At 42.9% G+C, this 16,713-nt stretch carries 14 protein-coding genes; 6 read left to right on the forward strand and 8 right to left on the reverse strand.

Features of this window, described 5'->3' with window-relative positions:
- Positions 1-357 precede the first annotated feature (357 nt).
- On the reverse strand, positions 358-1,005 hold the full coding sequence (locus RMZ42_RS14265; RefSeq protein WP_322672005.1) for a response regulator: 648 nt from the start codon (positions 1,003-1,005) through the stop codon (positions 358-360).
- Positions 1,006-1,239: 234 nt separating this feature from the next.
- Here RMZ42_RS14265 and lipA point away from each other — a divergent pair, with 234 nt between their 5' ends.
- Both lipA and RMZ42_RS14275 read left to right on the forward strand, forming a co-directional pair.
- On the forward strand, positions 1,240-2,160 hold the full coding sequence (lipA, locus tag RMZ42_RS14270) for a lipoyl synthase (protein WP_322672006.1): 921 nt from the start codon (positions 1,240-1,242) through the stop codon (positions 2,158-2,160).
- A 225-nt stretch (positions 2,161-2,385) separates the two neighbouring features.
- Entirely contained in the window at positions 2,386-2,535 is a 150-nt protein-coding gene (locus RMZ42_RS14275; RefSeq protein ID WP_322669294.1) for a photosystem I protein PsaX, read from the forward strand.
- A 21-nt stretch (positions 2,536-2,556) separates the two neighbouring features.
- Here the strand turns inward: RMZ42_RS14275 and RMZ42_RS14280 are convergent, their stop codons facing one another.
- Complete coding sequence (locus tag RMZ42_RS14280) at positions 2,557-3,423, reverse strand: branched-chain amino acid ABC transporter permease (RefSeq protein WP_322672007.1); 867 nt, start codon at positions 3,421-3,423, stop codon at positions 2,557-2,559.
- Between the two features lie 206 nt (positions 3,424-3,629).
- On the opposite strand from RMZ42_RS14280, the gene hrmK reads away from it, so the two are divergent.
- On the forward strand, positions 3,630-5,456 hold the full coding sequence (hrmK, locus tag RMZ42_RS14285) for a hybrid histidine kinase/response regulator HrmK (protein ID WP_322672008.1): 1,827 nt from the start codon (positions 3,630-3,632) through the stop codon (positions 5,454-5,456).
- Positions 5,457-5,699: 243 nt separating this feature from the next.
- On the forward strand, positions 5,700-6,527 hold the full coding sequence (larE, locus tag RMZ42_RS14290) for an ATP-dependent sacrificial sulfur transferase LarE (RefSeq protein WP_322672063.1): 828 nt from the start codon (positions 5,700-5,702) through the stop codon (positions 6,525-6,527).
- 25 nt (positions 6,528-6,552) lie between these two features.
- On the opposite strand, the gene RMZ42_RS14295 is transcribed toward larE, so the two are convergent.
- Together RMZ42_RS14295 and RMZ42_RS14300 are read right to left on the reverse strand one after the other, a co-directional pair.
- Positions 6,553-6,909 (reverse strand): DUF4864 domain-containing protein, encoded by a 357-nt coding sequence (locus tag RMZ42_RS14295; RefSeq protein WP_322672064.1) that lies wholly within the window; start codon positions 6,907-6,909, stop codon positions 6,553-6,555.
- A 66-nt stretch (positions 6,910-6,975) separates the two neighbouring features.
- Positions 6,976-8,031: an SGNH/GDSL hydrolase family protein gene (locus tag RMZ42_RS14300; RefSeq protein WP_322672009.1), complete on the reverse strand. Its 1,056-nt coding sequence runs from the start codon at positions 8,029-8,031 to the stop codon at positions 6,976-6,978.
- Positions 8,032-8,906: 875 nt separating this feature from the next.
- Here RMZ42_RS14300 and RMZ42_RS14305 point away from each other — a divergent pair.
- Positions 8,907-9,101 carry a hypothetical protein gene (locus tag RMZ42_RS14305; protein WP_094342069.1) on the forward strand — a complete coding sequence of 65 codons (195 nt, stop codon included), beginning with the start codon at positions 8,907-8,909 and terminating at the stop codon, positions 9,099-9,101.
- 97 nt (positions 9,102-9,198) lie between these two features.
- On the opposite strand, the gene RMZ42_RS14310 is transcribed toward RMZ42_RS14305, so the two are convergent.
- Entirely contained in the window at positions 9,199-10,086 is an 888-nt protein-coding gene (locus RMZ42_RS14310; RefSeq protein ID WP_322672010.1) for a site-specific DNA-methyltransferase, read from the reverse strand.
- Between the two features lie 285 nt (positions 10,087-10,371).
- Here RMZ42_RS14310 and RMZ42_RS14315 point away from each other — a divergent pair, with 285 nt between their 5' ends.
- Positions 10,372-10,977, forward strand: a complete 606-nt coding sequence (locus RMZ42_RS14315; protein ID WP_322672065.1) for a tetratricopeptide repeat protein — start codon at positions 10,372-10,374, stop codon at positions 10,975-10,977.
- Between the two features lie 162 nt (positions 10,978-11,139).
- Here RMZ42_RS14315 and RMZ42_RS14320 read toward each other — a convergent pair whose 3' ends face one another.
- From RMZ42_RS14320 to psaA, 3 genes are all read right to left on the reverse strand, one after another.
- The gene (locus tag RMZ42_RS14320; RefSeq protein ID WP_322672011.1) at positions 11,140-11,610 is read right to left on the reverse strand and encodes an REP-associated tyrosine transposase; all 471 of its coding nucleotides are present in this window, start codon (positions 11,608-11,610) and stop codon (positions 11,140-11,142) included.
- Between the two features lie 171 nt (positions 11,611-11,781).
- Complete coding sequence (gene psaB, locus RMZ42_RS14325) at positions 11,782-14,013, reverse strand: photosystem I core protein PsaB (RefSeq protein ID WP_322672012.1); 2,232 nt, start codon at positions 14,011-14,013, stop codon at positions 11,782-11,784.
- Positions 14,014-14,133: 120 nt separating this feature from the next.
- On the reverse strand, positions 14,134-16,392 hold the full coding sequence (gene psaA / locus RMZ42_RS14330; protein ID WP_322672013.1) for a photosystem I core protein PsaA: 2,259 nt from the start codon (positions 16,390-16,392) through the stop codon (positions 14,134-14,136).
- Positions 16,393-16,713: the final 321 nt, after the last annotated feature.

Here is a 16,713-nt window from a genome sequence, read left to right on the forward strand (position 1 = left end):
ATGGCTTATTATTCCCGCGCAAAGACTATCCTCATCATGAAAGAGGATTTTTTTGTTTAATTTGTATTAGAAAATGTGACTTGTAATATATTTTTATTACTAAATATCTGAATCTTAAACTGTATGTTTTCTCATCAAGTGAAGTACATATCGAAATCTCAACACAACCCTTCTTTGAACTTACTAAGAGGGAAGATAAAGTACAGCTTTACCGAGCTTAGGTCAAGCTGTACCTCACTAAATAATGATGATTTATCAACATAAGTGTTTTTGAACTAACTATTTTTATCCGCTTTTAATCGGACACCAGTATAGATGGTGTATTTTTGGCTGCGATAATAATAACGAGCACAAATACTACTTGATTTTTTGTTTAATAAAAGTCACAACCTGAGTAAGCTGTTTCTTCAAACCATCAATTTCTGCTTGCATTTTGACAATTTTCTCATTCAATGCATTAATTTCTGCCTCGGAGACTCCTCCAGTACTGGGGGTTGTGATGCTGGGGGCTGTGACGCTATTTGCAACGCTAGGAGCTACTACCGTACCATTGGCGACACCAGAGGTTGCTACTGTGCCATTTTTGACAGCAACCGCTGCTCCTACTGCCACTAGTTCTGGGCGTGGCTGTTTTGCCTTGGCCATAGCTAGCTTAATTGCACCAATTAGTTGTTTCTGATCGAAAGGTTTGCCCAGAAATTCAAAATATTCAAATGGTTCTGTGATTTTCTCAGTCACCTCTTCTTTGCGACCAGACATGATCACTAAAGGAATTTTCCTTAACTCTGGATCGGCTTGAACTTTCTGGAAAACTTCCCAGCCACTCATTTTAGGTAACAGAAAATCCAGCATAATCAGGCTGAGTTTTTCCTGAAGGATGAAATTTAGTCCTTCCACACCGTCTTTTGCTTCTAGTACCTCAAAATTGCCCGGAGGCAACATTTCTCGTACTTTTACCCTGACAACTGTAGTGTCATCGATAACTAAAATCTTGTTGCTTGCCACGACTGTTTGCTCTAACAGAAACTATAAGTGTAAATAGCGGCTTTGCCGATTGTCCTTGAGAATCCTCCCACTATATACATAATTTCTAGCAATTGGGGGATAGTATATTTCGGTATAAATGACATTGTTAGAGGTGTTTTGCAAAACTTTTGCTCGTGCTCTTTTAAATTTGTGTCATTGTGATATTTAATCAACCGACCACTACATCTATATCCGCATCTTGCTTGGATGTTTATGATTTCGTCACAACAAGCCGAACTAAAGTCTGAAATTAAGGCAATGCCTAGCTGGTTACGTCGCCCGATTGGTAAAGCCAGTGAAATCTCTACCGTACAACGCATTATTAAGCAGCGCCAAATTCACACGATTTGTGAAGAAGGACGCTGCCCTAACCGAGGGGAGTGCTATGCCCAAAAAACTGCAACTTTTTTGCTAATGGGGCCTACATGCACACGCTCTTGTGCTTTCTGTCAAGTAGATAAAGGTCATGCACCAATGCCTCTTGATTTAGAGGAACCTGAAAAGGTTGCCCAGGCGGTGCAGCTTTTGGGATTGCGTTATGTGGTGCTGACTTCTGTAGCCCGTGATGACTTGCCCGATCGGGGCGCAGGGCACTTTGTAAAGACGATCGCGACTATTCGCCAATTGAATCCAGAGACTCAAATAGAAGTGCTGACCCCAGATTTTTGGGGTGGTGCTGGTGTTGGAGAAGAAGGTCAACGCCAGCGGATAGCGATGATTGTCAAAGCCAAACCAGCTTGTTTCAATCACAATATTGAGACAGTGCGGCGGTTAACTGGGCCAGTGCGCCGGGGAGCCAAGTACGATCGCTCGCTCTTGGTGCTGGCTATGGTTAAAGAAATCGATTCGACAATTCCCACCAAATCAGGTTTGATGCTGGGACACGGAGAAACAGTTGATGAAGTTATCGAAGCAATGGCTGATTTAAGGGCTGTGGGATGCGATCGCTTGACTATCGGGCAGTATATGCGTCCTTCTTTAGAACATTTGCCAGTCCAAAAATATTGGACTCCAGAGGAATTCGATCGGCTTGGCAGATTAGCATGGGAAATGGGATTCAACCATGTTCGTTCTGGGCCTCTGGTTCGCAGTTCTTACCATGCTGGAGAGGAGGGAGTAGGGATTGGGGAGTAGGGAGTGGGGGGAGCAGGGGGGCAGAGGGGCAGGGGGACAAGTTTCTCCTTTGTCTCCCCCCTCTTCCTTGTCTCTTCTCCATGCCCAATGCCCAATGCCCAATGCCCAATTCCCAATTCCCAATGCCCAATTCCCAACTTCACACAAATATTCTTAAAGAATTTGAGTATTTGGTACACCAGTTTGGTATTTCTTTAAAAGTCATGACATTAGGAGAATCGGATTATGACCTCTAAAACAACGAAGAATCCTACAGATTTACCAGTTGCCGACAGTGGAGCTAAACCTCCCTACGCCTATCGCACAGGCTGGGCAATATTCTTGTTAGCTATCAATTTCCTGGTAGCAGCCTGGTATTTCCACATTATTGAATAATTAGAAGTGGAGTGGTGCTGCTCAAATCGTTCCTTTGAATAAACCTTTGGGGCGAATGAGCAGCACCAAAATCATGATTAACAGTGCTACACCTTGTTTGTATTGTGAACCCAGCCAAGGAGTGCTGATTTCCTGGACGATGCCAATGATAAAAGCTGCTGCGATCGCACCGTAGGGATTGCCAATTCCACCAAGTATTACTGAGGCAAATAATGGTAATATTAAGAACCAACCCATGTTCGGACGCACAGCTGTAATTAACCCATACATACTGCCGCCCAATGACGTAATCGTGCCAGCAATTACCCAAGTCCAAAAAATAACTCGGTCAACATTGATACCTGAAACTCTAGCTAAGTCCAGATCGTCGGCAACTGCTCGCATCGCCTTACCAATTTTGGTATTTTGCAGCAGATAATGCAGCGCCAAAATTGCTAGCACCGCCAACCCTAATACCAATAATTGATTTTGCGGTATCTTTAAACCCAAAATATCTAAAGCCGGAGTAACAGGTAAATTATAATTTTGGTTCCTGCCACCCCAGATAAAAATAATCCCATTGCGAATGAATAAGGCAAGTCCGATAGAAATAATAATCAGCGTAGTAGAAGTAGCACGGATAGAGCGCATCTTTGACCACAGTAACTTTTCCGATAACAGCATTGCTGCTACCGTTCCCGCCGCCGCTAGGATCATCGACAGCCAAATATTGACTCCAATGGTGTTTATCAGCCAAGTTAGATAGGCTCCTAAAGTGAGAAAGTCACCATGAGCAAAGTTTGATAGCCGTAAAATTCCATAAGTAAGAGTCAGTCCGACTGCGGCTAGAGCAATAATGCTCCCCACCGCAATCCCATTCACGATTAGTTGGGCGAATTGTGCATCCATAAGTTTTCAGTTGCGTTGAAAAAATTTTAGGTTAGGTTCATACAATAATTTTTTTTTGGACTAGCTGCTAAACTCGACATCATAAGTTATGGTTTATAACAACATAAGTTATCGTTTATAAATAAAAAAGAATTGTCCGTTAATATACATAAAATCCTGTTGGGATTTTTATGCGTAGCTAAACTTGTTCAGCGGTCTAGTTGACCATGCAGCAGTATTCAAGCTTACCAGACCAGAAATCACTGATAGATGCAACGCCAAAACTTAAACTTTTGACAACAATTGAGCAACTTCGCGCGCAGCTGTGGCTGGAGAGCAGCTTAAACCAGTTGCAAAGTCGCCTTAATGATTGCTTGCTTTCTGCTTGTAACACTGTCCCACAGCCAGAAGCAGCACAAGCGGAAATTTTCCAAACCGTGGTTAACGAGATTAACAGTGCTATTCACAGCAGTAATCTGGCACTTACAGAATGTGCCGTAGGCATCGCTATGTGTCAACCACAAGAAACTGTTGCCACAGTTTGCTATGTTTCTGGTTCTCCATCCCCAAATTCACCACCTTTATTTCTAGAAGTGCTGACAGCAGAAAAAAAGCTGCTGTTGAGATTGCAAGAAGTCATAAAAATTGAAGATTTACAACAGCTTGAGAATCAGCAACTACCGAGTGTTTGGCGGTTGGCGGATGATTCTGGCAGCGTTATCGGCTGGCTAATTCTTGCCACAGCGCCCCTAAGTTCTCATCATGAGTCGTTCATAGAATCGCAAGCTCAACTCAGATCGCAATTGATAACAAGGTCTGCCAAATGCTGTACTACAGCCTTGGTACAACTTAGACACATCCTGTCTTGGCCGCAACGGTGTCAACAGTTAAGTAATTCTAATCAAGAATTGGAGCGCACCAATCAACTGAAAAATCAGTTTCTGGCAAACACCAGCCACGAAATTCGTACACCGCTTAGTTCCATTATTGGGTTTACCCATCTGCTTTTAGCTCCAGGGTACGAACCAACTAAAGAACGGCAGCAAGAGTATTTAAATATCATTCAGTCTAGCGGTAAACACTTACTAGCTCTGATTAACGATATTTTGGATCTCTCTAAAATTGAAGCAAATCAGCTAGAAGTACAGTGGGAAACAGTAGATGTCCCACTGTTGTGTAACAATGTTCTGGCATTGGTGAAAGAGAAAGCTGCTAATAAAAGTTTGAAACTGTGCCTAGAACTTGAACCCGATATTAAAACCTTAGTAGCTGACCCCTTACGACTCAAGCAAATGTTGTTGAATTTACTCTTCAACGCCCTAAAGTTTACAAGTATTGGAAGTGTTGGCTTACAGATTGCTTCCAAAGGTGTATTTGTGCATTTTACAGTTTGGGATACTGGCACTGGCATTTCCCAGGAAGACCAAGTTCAACTGTTTCAGCCATATTTCCAAATTGCCAAGGCCGTAGCAGATGGTATTGAAGGTACTGGTTTGGGTTTAGCAGTGACTCAGAAACTCGCCCAAATTCACGGTGGTTGGGTGAAAGTTGAATCTGAAATAGATCGTGGCTCCCGTTTTACTCTTGTACTTCCTCTTAAGCAAGAGATGGCAGTGAGGGTAGATGAGGAAGCAGGAGAAACAAATTTTCCCTCATTTCCTCTGCCTTTGACACCTAGTTCCTCTGTAGAAATTTTGCTGGTAGAAAATGATTTACCCAATGCTGATTTGATGCAAATTTATCTACAAAAATTGGGATATCAAGTAACTTGGGTTAAGAATGCTGACGAGATGTGGGAAGCCCTAACACAGTTAGATCCAGCGGTAATTTTAATGGATGTTTGTTTGGCAGATGGAAATGGTCTTAACTTGGTACAACAACTGCGAGAACATCAGCAATATCGGACGATTCCGGTAATTGTTCAAACAGCAATGGCGATGAAAGGCGATCGCGAAACCTGTCTAGCTGCTGGAGTAAATGACTATATTTCTAAACCAATTGATTTACCACTTTTAGCCAGTCTGGTGGCTAAGTACAGCAAACCGCCAATATAGAGAGGCAGGGGGAGACGAGAAAGCAGGGGAGCAGGGAGATGAGGAGATGAGGGGACAAGGGGACAAGGGGACAAGGAGATAAACAAAACTCTTAACTCTTAACTCTTAACTCCTAACTCAGCACGGGCTAAACGCCCCGCTGACGCTAACAGCACTCCTAACGCCCAATGCCCAATGCTCCATAACTAATGACTACAATATAAATGATTGGGTGCTGTAAGGTTTTGGCAGGATTGGGAAATGATGCTGACAGAAAAATTTGAGCAATTAAGAGCCTTATTTACAGAAATGGAGCAGGCGTTGATTGCCTACTCTGGGGGCGTTGATAGCACTTTGGTTGCCAAAATTGCTTATGATGTGTTGGGCGATCGCGCTTTGGCTGTCACGGCTGTTTCTCCTTCACTGTTACCAGAAGAATTGGAAGACGCGAAAATTCAAGCTGCAACAATTGGGATTCCTCATAAAATCGTCCAGACTCACGAGATGGAAAATCCCAATTACACTTCTAACCCAGTTAACCGCTGTTATTTTTGCAAAAGTGAGTTGCACGACACTCTCAAACCTTTAGCTTTAGAGTTGGGTTATCCTTACGTGGTGGATGGGGTGAATGCTGATGATTTGCATGATTATCGCCCAGGAATTCAGGCGGCTAAAGAAAGAGGGGCGCGATCGCCTTTAGCAGAAGTGGGTGTCACCAAAGTTGAAGTTCGCCAACTTTCGCAACAACTCGGTTTACCTTGGTGGGATAAACCTGCTCAACCTTGCCTCAGTTCCCGGTTTCCTTACGGTGAAGAAATTACTGTCGCTAAGTTGCAACGAGTTGGTAGAGGAGAAATTTATCTGCGAAAGCTAGGCTGGCAGAATTTGCGCGTGCGATCCCAAGGGGATACAGCACGTATTGAATTACCACCAGAACAAATCAAAGAGTTTGTATTAACTAACGATTTACAAACACTAGTTTCGGCATTTCAAGATTTTGGATTTATCTACGTAACCTTAGATTTAGAAGGTTATCGTAGCGGTAAGTTAAATCAGGTTTTAAATAGGGAAGCCTTGGGCGTTAAAGTATAGGATTTTAGTTCTATAAATATAGAGTTTATTTACCTTCTAGAGAAACTAGAAAGCAACCGTTAATTCTCCAGATATTATTAGGCTGTTTTTCCATAAAATATAAAGCCCTCAAGGGGACTCCATCAGGAGCAAGTAGCAGCACTGGTTGAGTTATGTTTCCCTGGATGGTTGTTATGTTCTCAAAAAATACAGAACGAGGACGGTATACTGCTGGATAGCTTGTCTTTACCATCTGCATAAAATTTTCTGGTGTTCCGAATTGCGCCTGAATCGCCGGACTAGCAAAGGCAAAAGCGCCTTGGGCATCATCTTTTTTAAAGGCTGCTAATTGGTATTCAATTACAGAACGTATGTTGATGGCATCAGTATCGCTAACTTCCATAAATTTAAAAATTGCGTAGGCGCAGCCCATCGTAGACATCGCTTTAAGTGTCAGCAAAGCGATCGCTCAATTCTCACGCTGAGTGAGTGTGTATTCTATCTGCTGTAGTGCCGTTCGCCACACATCATATCCCTCTTGAGACAGGTGCAAGCCATCTGTGGTCAACTCTGGGCGCAAATTGCCTTCCATATCCGTAAACCAGCTATAAATATTGAGATAATTAGCACCTTCTTGTTTAGCGATCGCGGTTAGTTGGATGTTGAGGTGACGAATACGGCTATTGGAAATTTTTGGTAAACGAGTAGGCAAAATTGATTGGACAATGATTTGAGCTTTGGGGTGAGTCTGGCGTAAACGCCGAACAATCCGGCGATAATTATGCAAAATTGTTTCATCACTAGCGCCTTTTCGTAGGTCGTTAATCCCAGCCATAATGTAAATAACATCTGGTCGCGTTGCTGAAAATGCCCCCAATCTTTTTAAAACGCCACTAGAGGTATCTCCAGATATGCCTTGATTGAGCCACAATTTACCAGCAGGCAGTTTTTCTCTGGGAAACCACATGCTCAAAGAATCACCAACCAAAATACTTAGATGATTGGCACCTTGACCTTGAGCGATCGCTCTAGCTTCTAAAGCTAATAAACTTTTCCAGTCGTCATAAGTTAGTTGACGTTTCTTGATCGACTCCCACAATGATTGCAAATTATCACTATCTACGCGTGTATAAATCTGACCTGTTTTCAGAGCTGCCAATCTTTGGTAGTAAAGTTGATTTCCAGATGTCAATAAGAGGCTAGTTGCTTGGGTGCTGGGGTTAAGTGATGACTCTGTTGATACTGGTAATCCCTGAGTGCTGAATTCTGGTACGCTAGGGACGTTTTTTTCACTTACTATTGGCTGCGAACTTTTTAGGGGTTGGAACGCTTGAGAGCTGAGTTCGGGTAAGGAAAGGTCGACGCTCTTGATAATTTTTGTACTGACTATTGTCTGCGAACCTTGTTTTAAATCCCACAGGAATCTAGAACTTTCTGGCAGGACAATTGACAGATGTGGAAGAGCCGATGCTGGTATTGCTAATCCTGTTAACAAGCCTGCTGCCAACAGATAAGGGTCCCTCATCGCTTTCTCTCTCCTCTACTCACTGCTTTTCCTTATGACGGCATTAATTGGCTGTATTCAGGAAAATTTTACTTCGGTTAAGTTATTATTCTTATTTACGCTGTATAGTTCTGTAAAGCGTGTTCATGAGATTATATTTGACAATTTACGATCTCTTTAAAGTAGGGTTTTCCCGGTGGTATACAAGTCTTATTTGTGCGAATACTTCTACTTAAAGCACTGTTTTCATCAGCCACTCGCTTTTTCTAACTCAGTTATCACAAATATAACTAGGTTTGCAAACTGGCGATTAGTGAGTTATTTTAGAGGATCTAAGAACAGAGGTTTTTGCTTTTGATGTTGCTAATATGTGAAATAAACAGCAGATTTTAGGTTTCTAGATTTCAGCTAATTGTCGCGATCGCGTGAGAGTTGGCTAGACCGAGAAAGCTACGGTAATACGTATACATTTTCGTTTTGTCAAGCACAAGTGAAAGTGTGGTCACTAAAAGAAGCTTCTGACCATTGTGAGGTAATTTGCAACAGAGTTACAAGTTATGCGCGTCGTCAGAAAACGACAACAGTTGACTTCCCTGATATATCAAAATTAGCTCGTATCTTTAATATGACGATTGAGAACTTAGTAGAAATTTTGGAAAAAATAGCCAAAATTTTAACTTTTGAGAATATTGATATCATACGATAACGTGTCCTCAATGAGCAAGTATCAGGTTTGCCATACTGAGAATTTGATAACTCACTATACGTAATTTCAAATTTCTGTTTACTCATTGAAGTATGAGTTGAAACACACTTAAATTAAGTTTAGCTCTAGAGAATAACCTCATTGAAAGTGCTAAGATTTAGGCTGAATCATTAGTGTTTCCTTTTCTTCTGTGGCTAGAGCTAGTACAGCGATTGGTGTCAGTCCCATTATTAAAGAGATTGTGCAAAAACAGGCACATTCCACACGTTTGACCCTGAAAGAAGTTATTCTGATGGGGATGTTAGCTATTGATAAACTAGATGATCGAGGTCGTCAAGAGCTAGCCGATCGAGTTCATCAAATGCAAGTGAATGGAGAAATTTAATTGAGTAGCTATGAGTTAAGAGTTATAAGCGATGCCCTGAGCCTGCCGAAGGGTTATCAATTTTAACTTCTCACTCCTGACTCTTTACTTAATTTGGTTATTGGCTAAATCGATAACGACTTCCCATTACATAATTTTCATTAATTTCAAAAGATATCCATCGGCGTTGCAGAGTTTCAGCAACAAAGCCGGTTGTATTAGAACCTGCAAATGGATCTAATACCATATCACCTTGATCAGTTAAAAATTTGATGAAGAACTCGGCGAACCCTTGAGGAAAGCGTGCTGGATGGGGTTTAATTTCTGCTGTTTTGCAGCGTCGTAAATAAGCGCTATTCGATTCAGTATTAGCAATTTCTAGCAAATTCGGCGGAATTGCACCTTGGTTATCCTTTTGAAATTTATCAGAAATATCATGTCCACTAGGACGTATTTTTGCTTTATAGCCATTTTTGAGTAATTGTTTCATACTTTGGCTATATGGCTTTAATACTTTTCTGTTATCTGCTTTAGGATTCGGTGTTTTAGACAACCACCAAACTGTATTTACTGAGTCTTTCACACGAATTCGCCTAATTGTCACCCACTCAGCAGGGGTTGGCAGTCGAGCCGGATTATAGTGGTAAAATTCTTGAGCGAGAAAGAAACCTACTTCTTTGCATAATTTGACTAAAAGTTCGTATTGGTAGATACTCCGCACGGGATTACCAGGTAAGTAAGCGCCGCCTAAATCTAGTACGAATGAGCCATTATCTGCGAGAACTCTTTTAAATTCGGATGCAAAAGGTAGAAACCACTCAATATATTTTTCAGCAGTTTCGTTACCGTATTCTTTTTTTCGTGTCAGAGCAAATGGAGGTGATGTGAGGATAAGATTAATACTGTTGTTTTCAATAGATTTTATTAGTTCTAGGCTATCACCTAGATATATTGCGCCGTGATTTTGGGTGTAATATGATTTTAAATTTATTTGTTGTGAGTTCAAGAGTTATAAAATTATCCCGGCTTTGGGGACTTCCAAATCAAAAATAGTATCCAATAATCTCTTGTGGGGTGGGCATCTTGCCCGCCCTTGGTTATTGGCAAGATGCCTACCCCACAAAAGCATTAAGATTATCCAGCATATAATGTCAAGTCAGCAGTAGCCAGTATTTATATCAGCATAATATCAAAAATTTGGTACATCACATTAGTATAATACCGACAATGCTACAAAAAATTTTTACTCTCAGAAAAAATTCTATTCAATCAAGAAATCGGTGTGATTTATATGACAAGCAACTTAAACAATCACAAGTCTAAATACTTCTTAATACCTTATATAGGTGCAGCAATTATAGGAGTGAGTATAATCCCGTTTGCCTATACTACTGTGAAATCTTCTATTTCTCTATCAAACTATATTGAGTCAAGTAATGCTCACAGGGCTTCTGGAAATTATAAAGCAGCTTTCGACAAGCTAAACACAGCTATTAAGCTAGATTCTAAAAATCCATATTTATACATTGAGCGGGCTGAAGTTCGTGATAAATTAGGCCATGAGTCAGGAGTTATAGAAGATTGCAATAAAGCAATTGAGCTTGACCCTAAAAGCCCTTTGGCTTATGACTATCGCGCTATATTCCGGCGCAAATTAGGAGATAAACAAGGAGCATTACAAGACTTAAACATAGCAGTGAAGCTTGCACCTATATCTAGTACTTCCCATAGCAATCGAGGTGTTGCTCGCTCCGATTTAGGTGATACAGAGGGAGCTTTACAAGACTATAATAAAGCGATTCAGTTAAACGCAAAAAATGCTGCTGCCTACGATAATCGGGCTTTGGTTCGCTATGAATTAGGAGATAATCAAGGTGCAATTAAAGATTGGCAGTAAGTTGCTAACCTTTATTTACAACAAGAGAATACAAAACAATATGCAGAGGCAATAGAGAAAATTAAATTGATTCAATAGTCAATTCTAGACTGGCATTTAAGGCTACAAAGGGGCGGGCAAGATGCCCACCCCACAAGAGAAGAGAGAATGTGATAAGTGAGATTATTCAGGGAGTTGCCAAAAGAAGGGGTAATTTTCTGAGCTTGATGACAACCCTGCTTTTACAGGATTTTGTCTGATATATTCCCAATATTGTTGAAACTCTTCATCGTTCCTAACAATACGCTCATATCTTTCATCTTGCCAAACTGTTCCTATATGTTTCATCACTTTGGGAATTTGTTTAGCACTATAACCTTTAATACTTTTCATAATGCTACTCAATGACCAAAACTCATTTTCTGATTTGAGTAATGGCTGAATGAGCAGATGCACATGATTTGTCATGACCACAAGGACAAATATTCGATATCTGTTTTTATCAAAAAACAAGCAAGAATTAAAAACTATTTCTCTAGCTTCTAGGCTAAGTTCTAACTTTTCCCAAGTATTAAAAGTAATGAAATAAACCGCCCCATCTAACTCCCAATGAGGTAATCTTCTCCAAAAAATTTTCAACTTTGGCTCTTGCATTCAGAATACAAAACTATTTGTAATTTTTCTGTAACTTTTCTTTATTGTGGGGTGGGCATCTTGCCCGCCCCTTCTCTATTGTTCCCATCCTCTTCACCTAAAACCCAAAAAAAATCCCCCACCTTGCGGCAGGGGATTTTTATTACTTATCTACAAAACTAGCAGTCGAAATTAACCGAACTTACCAGCAGTAGAAGCAATCAAGAATGCTGCGTAAGTCACGATGTAGCCAACAGTGAAGTGAGCTAAACCAACTACACGACCTTGAACGATGGACAGAGCCACGGGCTTGTCTTTCCAGCGAACTAAGTTAGCTAGAGGAGTGCGTTCGTGTGCCCAAACAAGGGTTTCAATCAACTCTTGCCAGTAACCTCTCCAGGAGATTAAGAACATGAAGCCAGTAGCCCAAACTAGGTGTCCAAATAAGAACATCCAAGCCCAGACAGACAGGTTATTTACGCCGTAAGGGTTGTAACCGTTAATCAACTGAGCAGAGTTAGCCCAGAGGTAATCGCGGAACCAGCCCATGAGATATGTAGAGTTCTCATTGAACTGAGCTACGTTGCCTTGCCAAATACCCAGATGTTTCCAATGCCAGTAGAACGTAACCCAACCAAGGGTATTGAGCATCCAGAACGCAGCGAGGTAGAAGGAATCCCAACCGGAGATGTCGCAAGTACCGCCACGACCGGGGCCGTCACAAGGGAAGGCATAGCCGAAGTCCTTTTTATCGGGCATCAGCTTAGAACCACGGGCATCCAAAGCACCTTTGACCAAGATCAAGGTGGTGGTGTGCAGACCTAAAGCGATCGCATGGTGAACCAAGAAGTCGCCAGGGCCAATTGTTAAGAACAGGGAGTTAGTACCAGCATTGATGGCATCTAACCAGCCTGGCAACCAAACGTTAGCGTAGTTGGGCCATGCTGTGTAAGCAATACTATCGGGGTTAGATAGCAAAGCATCTAAACCGTACAGTACTTTACCGTTTGCAGCTTGAACGAATTGAGCAAACACTGGCTCAATCAAGATTTGCTTTTCAGGAGTACCGAAAGCAACCACTACATCATTGTGGACGTACAAGCTGAGGGTATGGAAGCCTAAGAAAAGGGATACCCAGCTAAGGTGGGAGATAATCGCTTCTTTATGCTTCAATACGCGCTCAAGAACGTTGCCCTTGTTTTGTTCTGGGTCGTAATCACGTACCCAGAATATTGCTCCGTGAGCAAAAGCACCAAGTATCAAGAAACCAGCAATATATTGATGGTGCGTGTACAGCGCTGCCTGAGTTGTATAGTCCTTAGCAATAAATGCATAAGGAGGCATGGCGTACATATGCTGTGCCACCAAAGAGGTGATGGTTCCCAGAGCAGCTAGGTGAATACCTAACTGGAAGTGCAGTGAATTGTTATAGGTGTCATACAACCCTTGGTGAGGCAGGTTGAACTGACCTTCACTGTTGGTACCTGGTACTAACCCAGCTTTGGAGTTCAGCATTTCTTTGATGCTGTGACCAATTCCGAAGTTAGTCCGATACTGATGACCGGCAACAATGAAGATAACTGCGATCGCCAAGTGGTGATGAGCCATGTCAGTCAGCCACAAAGCTTCTGTCTGAGGATGGAAGCCACCCAAGAAACTTAGAATTGCAGTTCCTGCACCTTGAGATGTCCCAAAGATATGTCCAGGAGTGTCAGGGTTTTGAGAGTAAACACCCCAGTTGCCTGTAAAGAATGGTGTCAAACCTGCTGGGTGGGGTGGGGTATTCAAGAAGTTATCCCAACCTACGTGCTGACCGCGAGATTCGGGGACAGCAACGTGAATTAAGTGACCAGCCCAAGCCAGAGAACTAACACCAAAGAGACCTGCTAGGTGGTGGTTTAGGCGATGTTCAGCGCTCTTAAACCATGCCAAGCTAGGACGATACTTGGGTTGCAAGTGCAGCCAACCAGCAAACAACAGTACGGCTGCCAGTATTAACAGGAATACTGAACCGTTGTATAGTTCGCCGTTCGTCCGCATTCCGATGGTATACCACCAATGGTAAAGACCAGAGTAGGTAATGTTTACCGGATTGCTAGCGCCAGCTTGGGTAAAAGCTTCGATCGCTGGTTTACCAAAGTGGGGGTCCCAAATCGCGTGGGCGATGGGACGGATATGAAGGGGATCTTTAATCCACTGTTCAAAGTTACCTTGCCAGGCTACATGGAACAGGAGGCTGGATGCCCACAGGAAGATGATTGCCAAGTGACCGAAGTGAGTTGCGAAAATCTTTTGGTAAAGATTTTCCTCTGTGATGCCATCATGGGTTTCAAAATCGTTGCCTGTAGCGATCGCATACCATATCCGACGAGTCGTCGGGTCCTGTGCGAGATCCTGGCTAAATTTCGGAAATTTTGTCGCCATAGGTTTAATAAATCCTCTGACCTTTAGCCATCAAATACCAGCGTCTAGAGTCCTGAGTTCTGAGTACCAAGTTTTGAGTATTTTCTCAGCACTTAGCACTCAGCACTCCACAACTGATTGCTACCCTACTGAAAGGATGTGTGCATGGAAGAATGCCCAGGTTGTGGCAATTCCTCCCAAGAGGTAGTGAGCTACCCCTACAGCCCGACCCTGAATAATGCTCAGAGCGCGAGGCTGAATTGCTGGTGCTACCTTCAGTTTGTTATGCGCCCAAACAATGGACTCAATTAATTCTTGCCAGTAGCCGCGACCACTGAACAGGAACATCAAGCTGAATGCCCAGACAAAGTGAGCGCCTAAGAAGAGTAGACCATAGGCAGATAGCGCGCTGCCATAGGAATTGATGACTTGTGTAGCTTGTGCCCACAAGAAGTCTCGCAACCAACCGTTGATGGTAATGGCACTTTGGGCAAAGTTACCACCAGTGATGTGAGTCACAGCACCATCTGCATCTACGGTTCCCCAGACATCTGATTGCATCTTCCAGCTGAAGTGGAAAATTGCGATGGATATTGTGTTGTACATCCAGAAAAGTCCGAGGAACACATGATCCCAACCAGACACTTGACAGGTACCGCCACGACCAGGACCGTCACAAGGGAAACGGAAGCCTAGATTTGCCTTGTCTGGAATCAGACGAGAGCTGCGGGCAAACAGAAATCCTTTTAACAGAATTAGGACAGTGACGTGGATCTGGAATGCGTGAATGTGGTGGATCATGAAATCCGCTGTACCTAAAGCAATGGGCATCATTGCCACTTTGCCACCTACCGCTAAGATTCCACCGCCAAACGCATAGCTAACTGGTTCTAAGGCATTGGGAGCAGTGCCACCAGGAGCTAAGGTGTGGATGTTTTGTACCCACTGGGCAAAAACTGGTTGCAATTGGATTGCTGTATCCGAAAACATATCTTGGGGACGACCCAAGGCACGCATCGTGTCATTGTGGATGTACAACCCAAAGCTATGGAAGCCAAGGAATATAGACACCCAGTTTAGGTGAGAGATGATTGCATCTCGATGACGAAGTACCCGATCCAAGAGGTTGTTTTGATTAACCACAGGATCGTAATCCCGCACCATGAAGATACTAGCGTGAGCCGCACCACCTACGATTAAGAAGGCTCCAATCCACATATGGTGGGTGAATATGCACAACTGTGTAGCATAGTCGGTTGACAGGTACGGGTACGGAGGCATCGCGTACATGTGATGCGCGATGATGATGGTCAGCGAACCCAAGAAGGCCAGGTTAGTTCCTAACTGAGCGTGCCAGGATGAGGTCAAGTTTTCGTAGAGACCTTTGTGACCTTCACCGGTGAAAGGACCTTTGTGGTTTTCTAGGATCTCTTTAATGCTGTGACCGATACCCCAGTTAGTACGGTACTGGTGACCAGCAACGATAAAGAGAACTGCGATCGCTAAGTGGTGATGGGAAATGTCCGTCATCCATAGGCTGCCTGTTACTGGGTTCAGACCGCCCTTGAAGGTGAGGAAGTCAGCATACTGACCCCAGTTCAAGGTGAAGAAAGGTGCTAAACCAGCAGCAAAGCCGGGATACAGCTCGGTCAACAAGTCTTTGTTCAAGATGAACTCGTGGGGCAAGGGGATGTCTTTGAGAGCAACGCCTGCATCCAAAAGCTTGTTGGTCGGTGCGGACACGTGGATTAAATGACCTGCCCATCCCAAGGAACCACAACCTAGCAATACTTGCAAGTGGTGATTCAGCATCGACTCCACATTCTGGAACCATTCCAATTTGGGAGCGCGTTTGTGGTAGTGGAACCAGCCGGCAAATAGGAATAAGCCTGCTAGTACCAAGCCACCGATCGCTGTGCAGTAAAGCTGGAAGGAGTTGGTAATACCCCAGCCACGCCATACATAGAACAAACCAGAGGTGATTTGAATACCGTGGAAACCACCGCCAACATCACCATTTAAAATGTCTTGTCCAACAATGGGCCAAACGACTTGGGCACTTGGTCTAACGTTTAGAGGGTCGCTTAACCAAGCTTCGTAGTTAGAAAACTTCGCCCCGTGAAAAATCATCCCGCTCAACCAGATTGTCACTACAGCCAAGTGGCCGAAGTGGGCTGAGAATATCTTGCGGGAGATGTCTTCTAAATCGCTTGTATGTGTATCAAAATCATGGGCGAGTGCGTGCAGGTTCCAAATCCATGTGGTGGTTTTGGGACCTCTGGCTAAGGATCTGTCAAAGTGCCCTGGTTGTGACCATCTCTCGAAAGACGTTGGAACCGGGTCGTTATCGACGATTACTCTTGCCTTCTTTTCCTCTCGCTCCGGAGGACTTATTGTCATTCGACCTCCTCTCTTGATAAGGAATGAGGAATCATGAATACCACAAAGTTAACCATTACCGCAAATTCCATTTTGCTGAAGCCGCGATGAAGACCTATGTGGATTGTTGTTTCTCGTTGAATTATAAAGTCTTCACTTGTACATTGTTAGAGATATTTTAACAATAATTCAAACTTGCTCAAATATTGCTGAAATTCATGCCTTAACTGGCTTTTAACTTCAAAGTTTTTGTCCAAAAGTCAATAGTTTAGCTATTTAATTTACAAACAATAACAATTCGTAAAATTTATGATTTGACTGTATGTAACCGATGTCCCAACT

It is taken from the genome of Nostoc sp. DedQUE05 (assembly GCF_034530955.1).
Taxonomy (GTDB): domain Bacteria; phylum Cyanobacteriota; class Cyanobacteriia; order Cyanobacteriales; family Nostocaceae; genus Nostoc.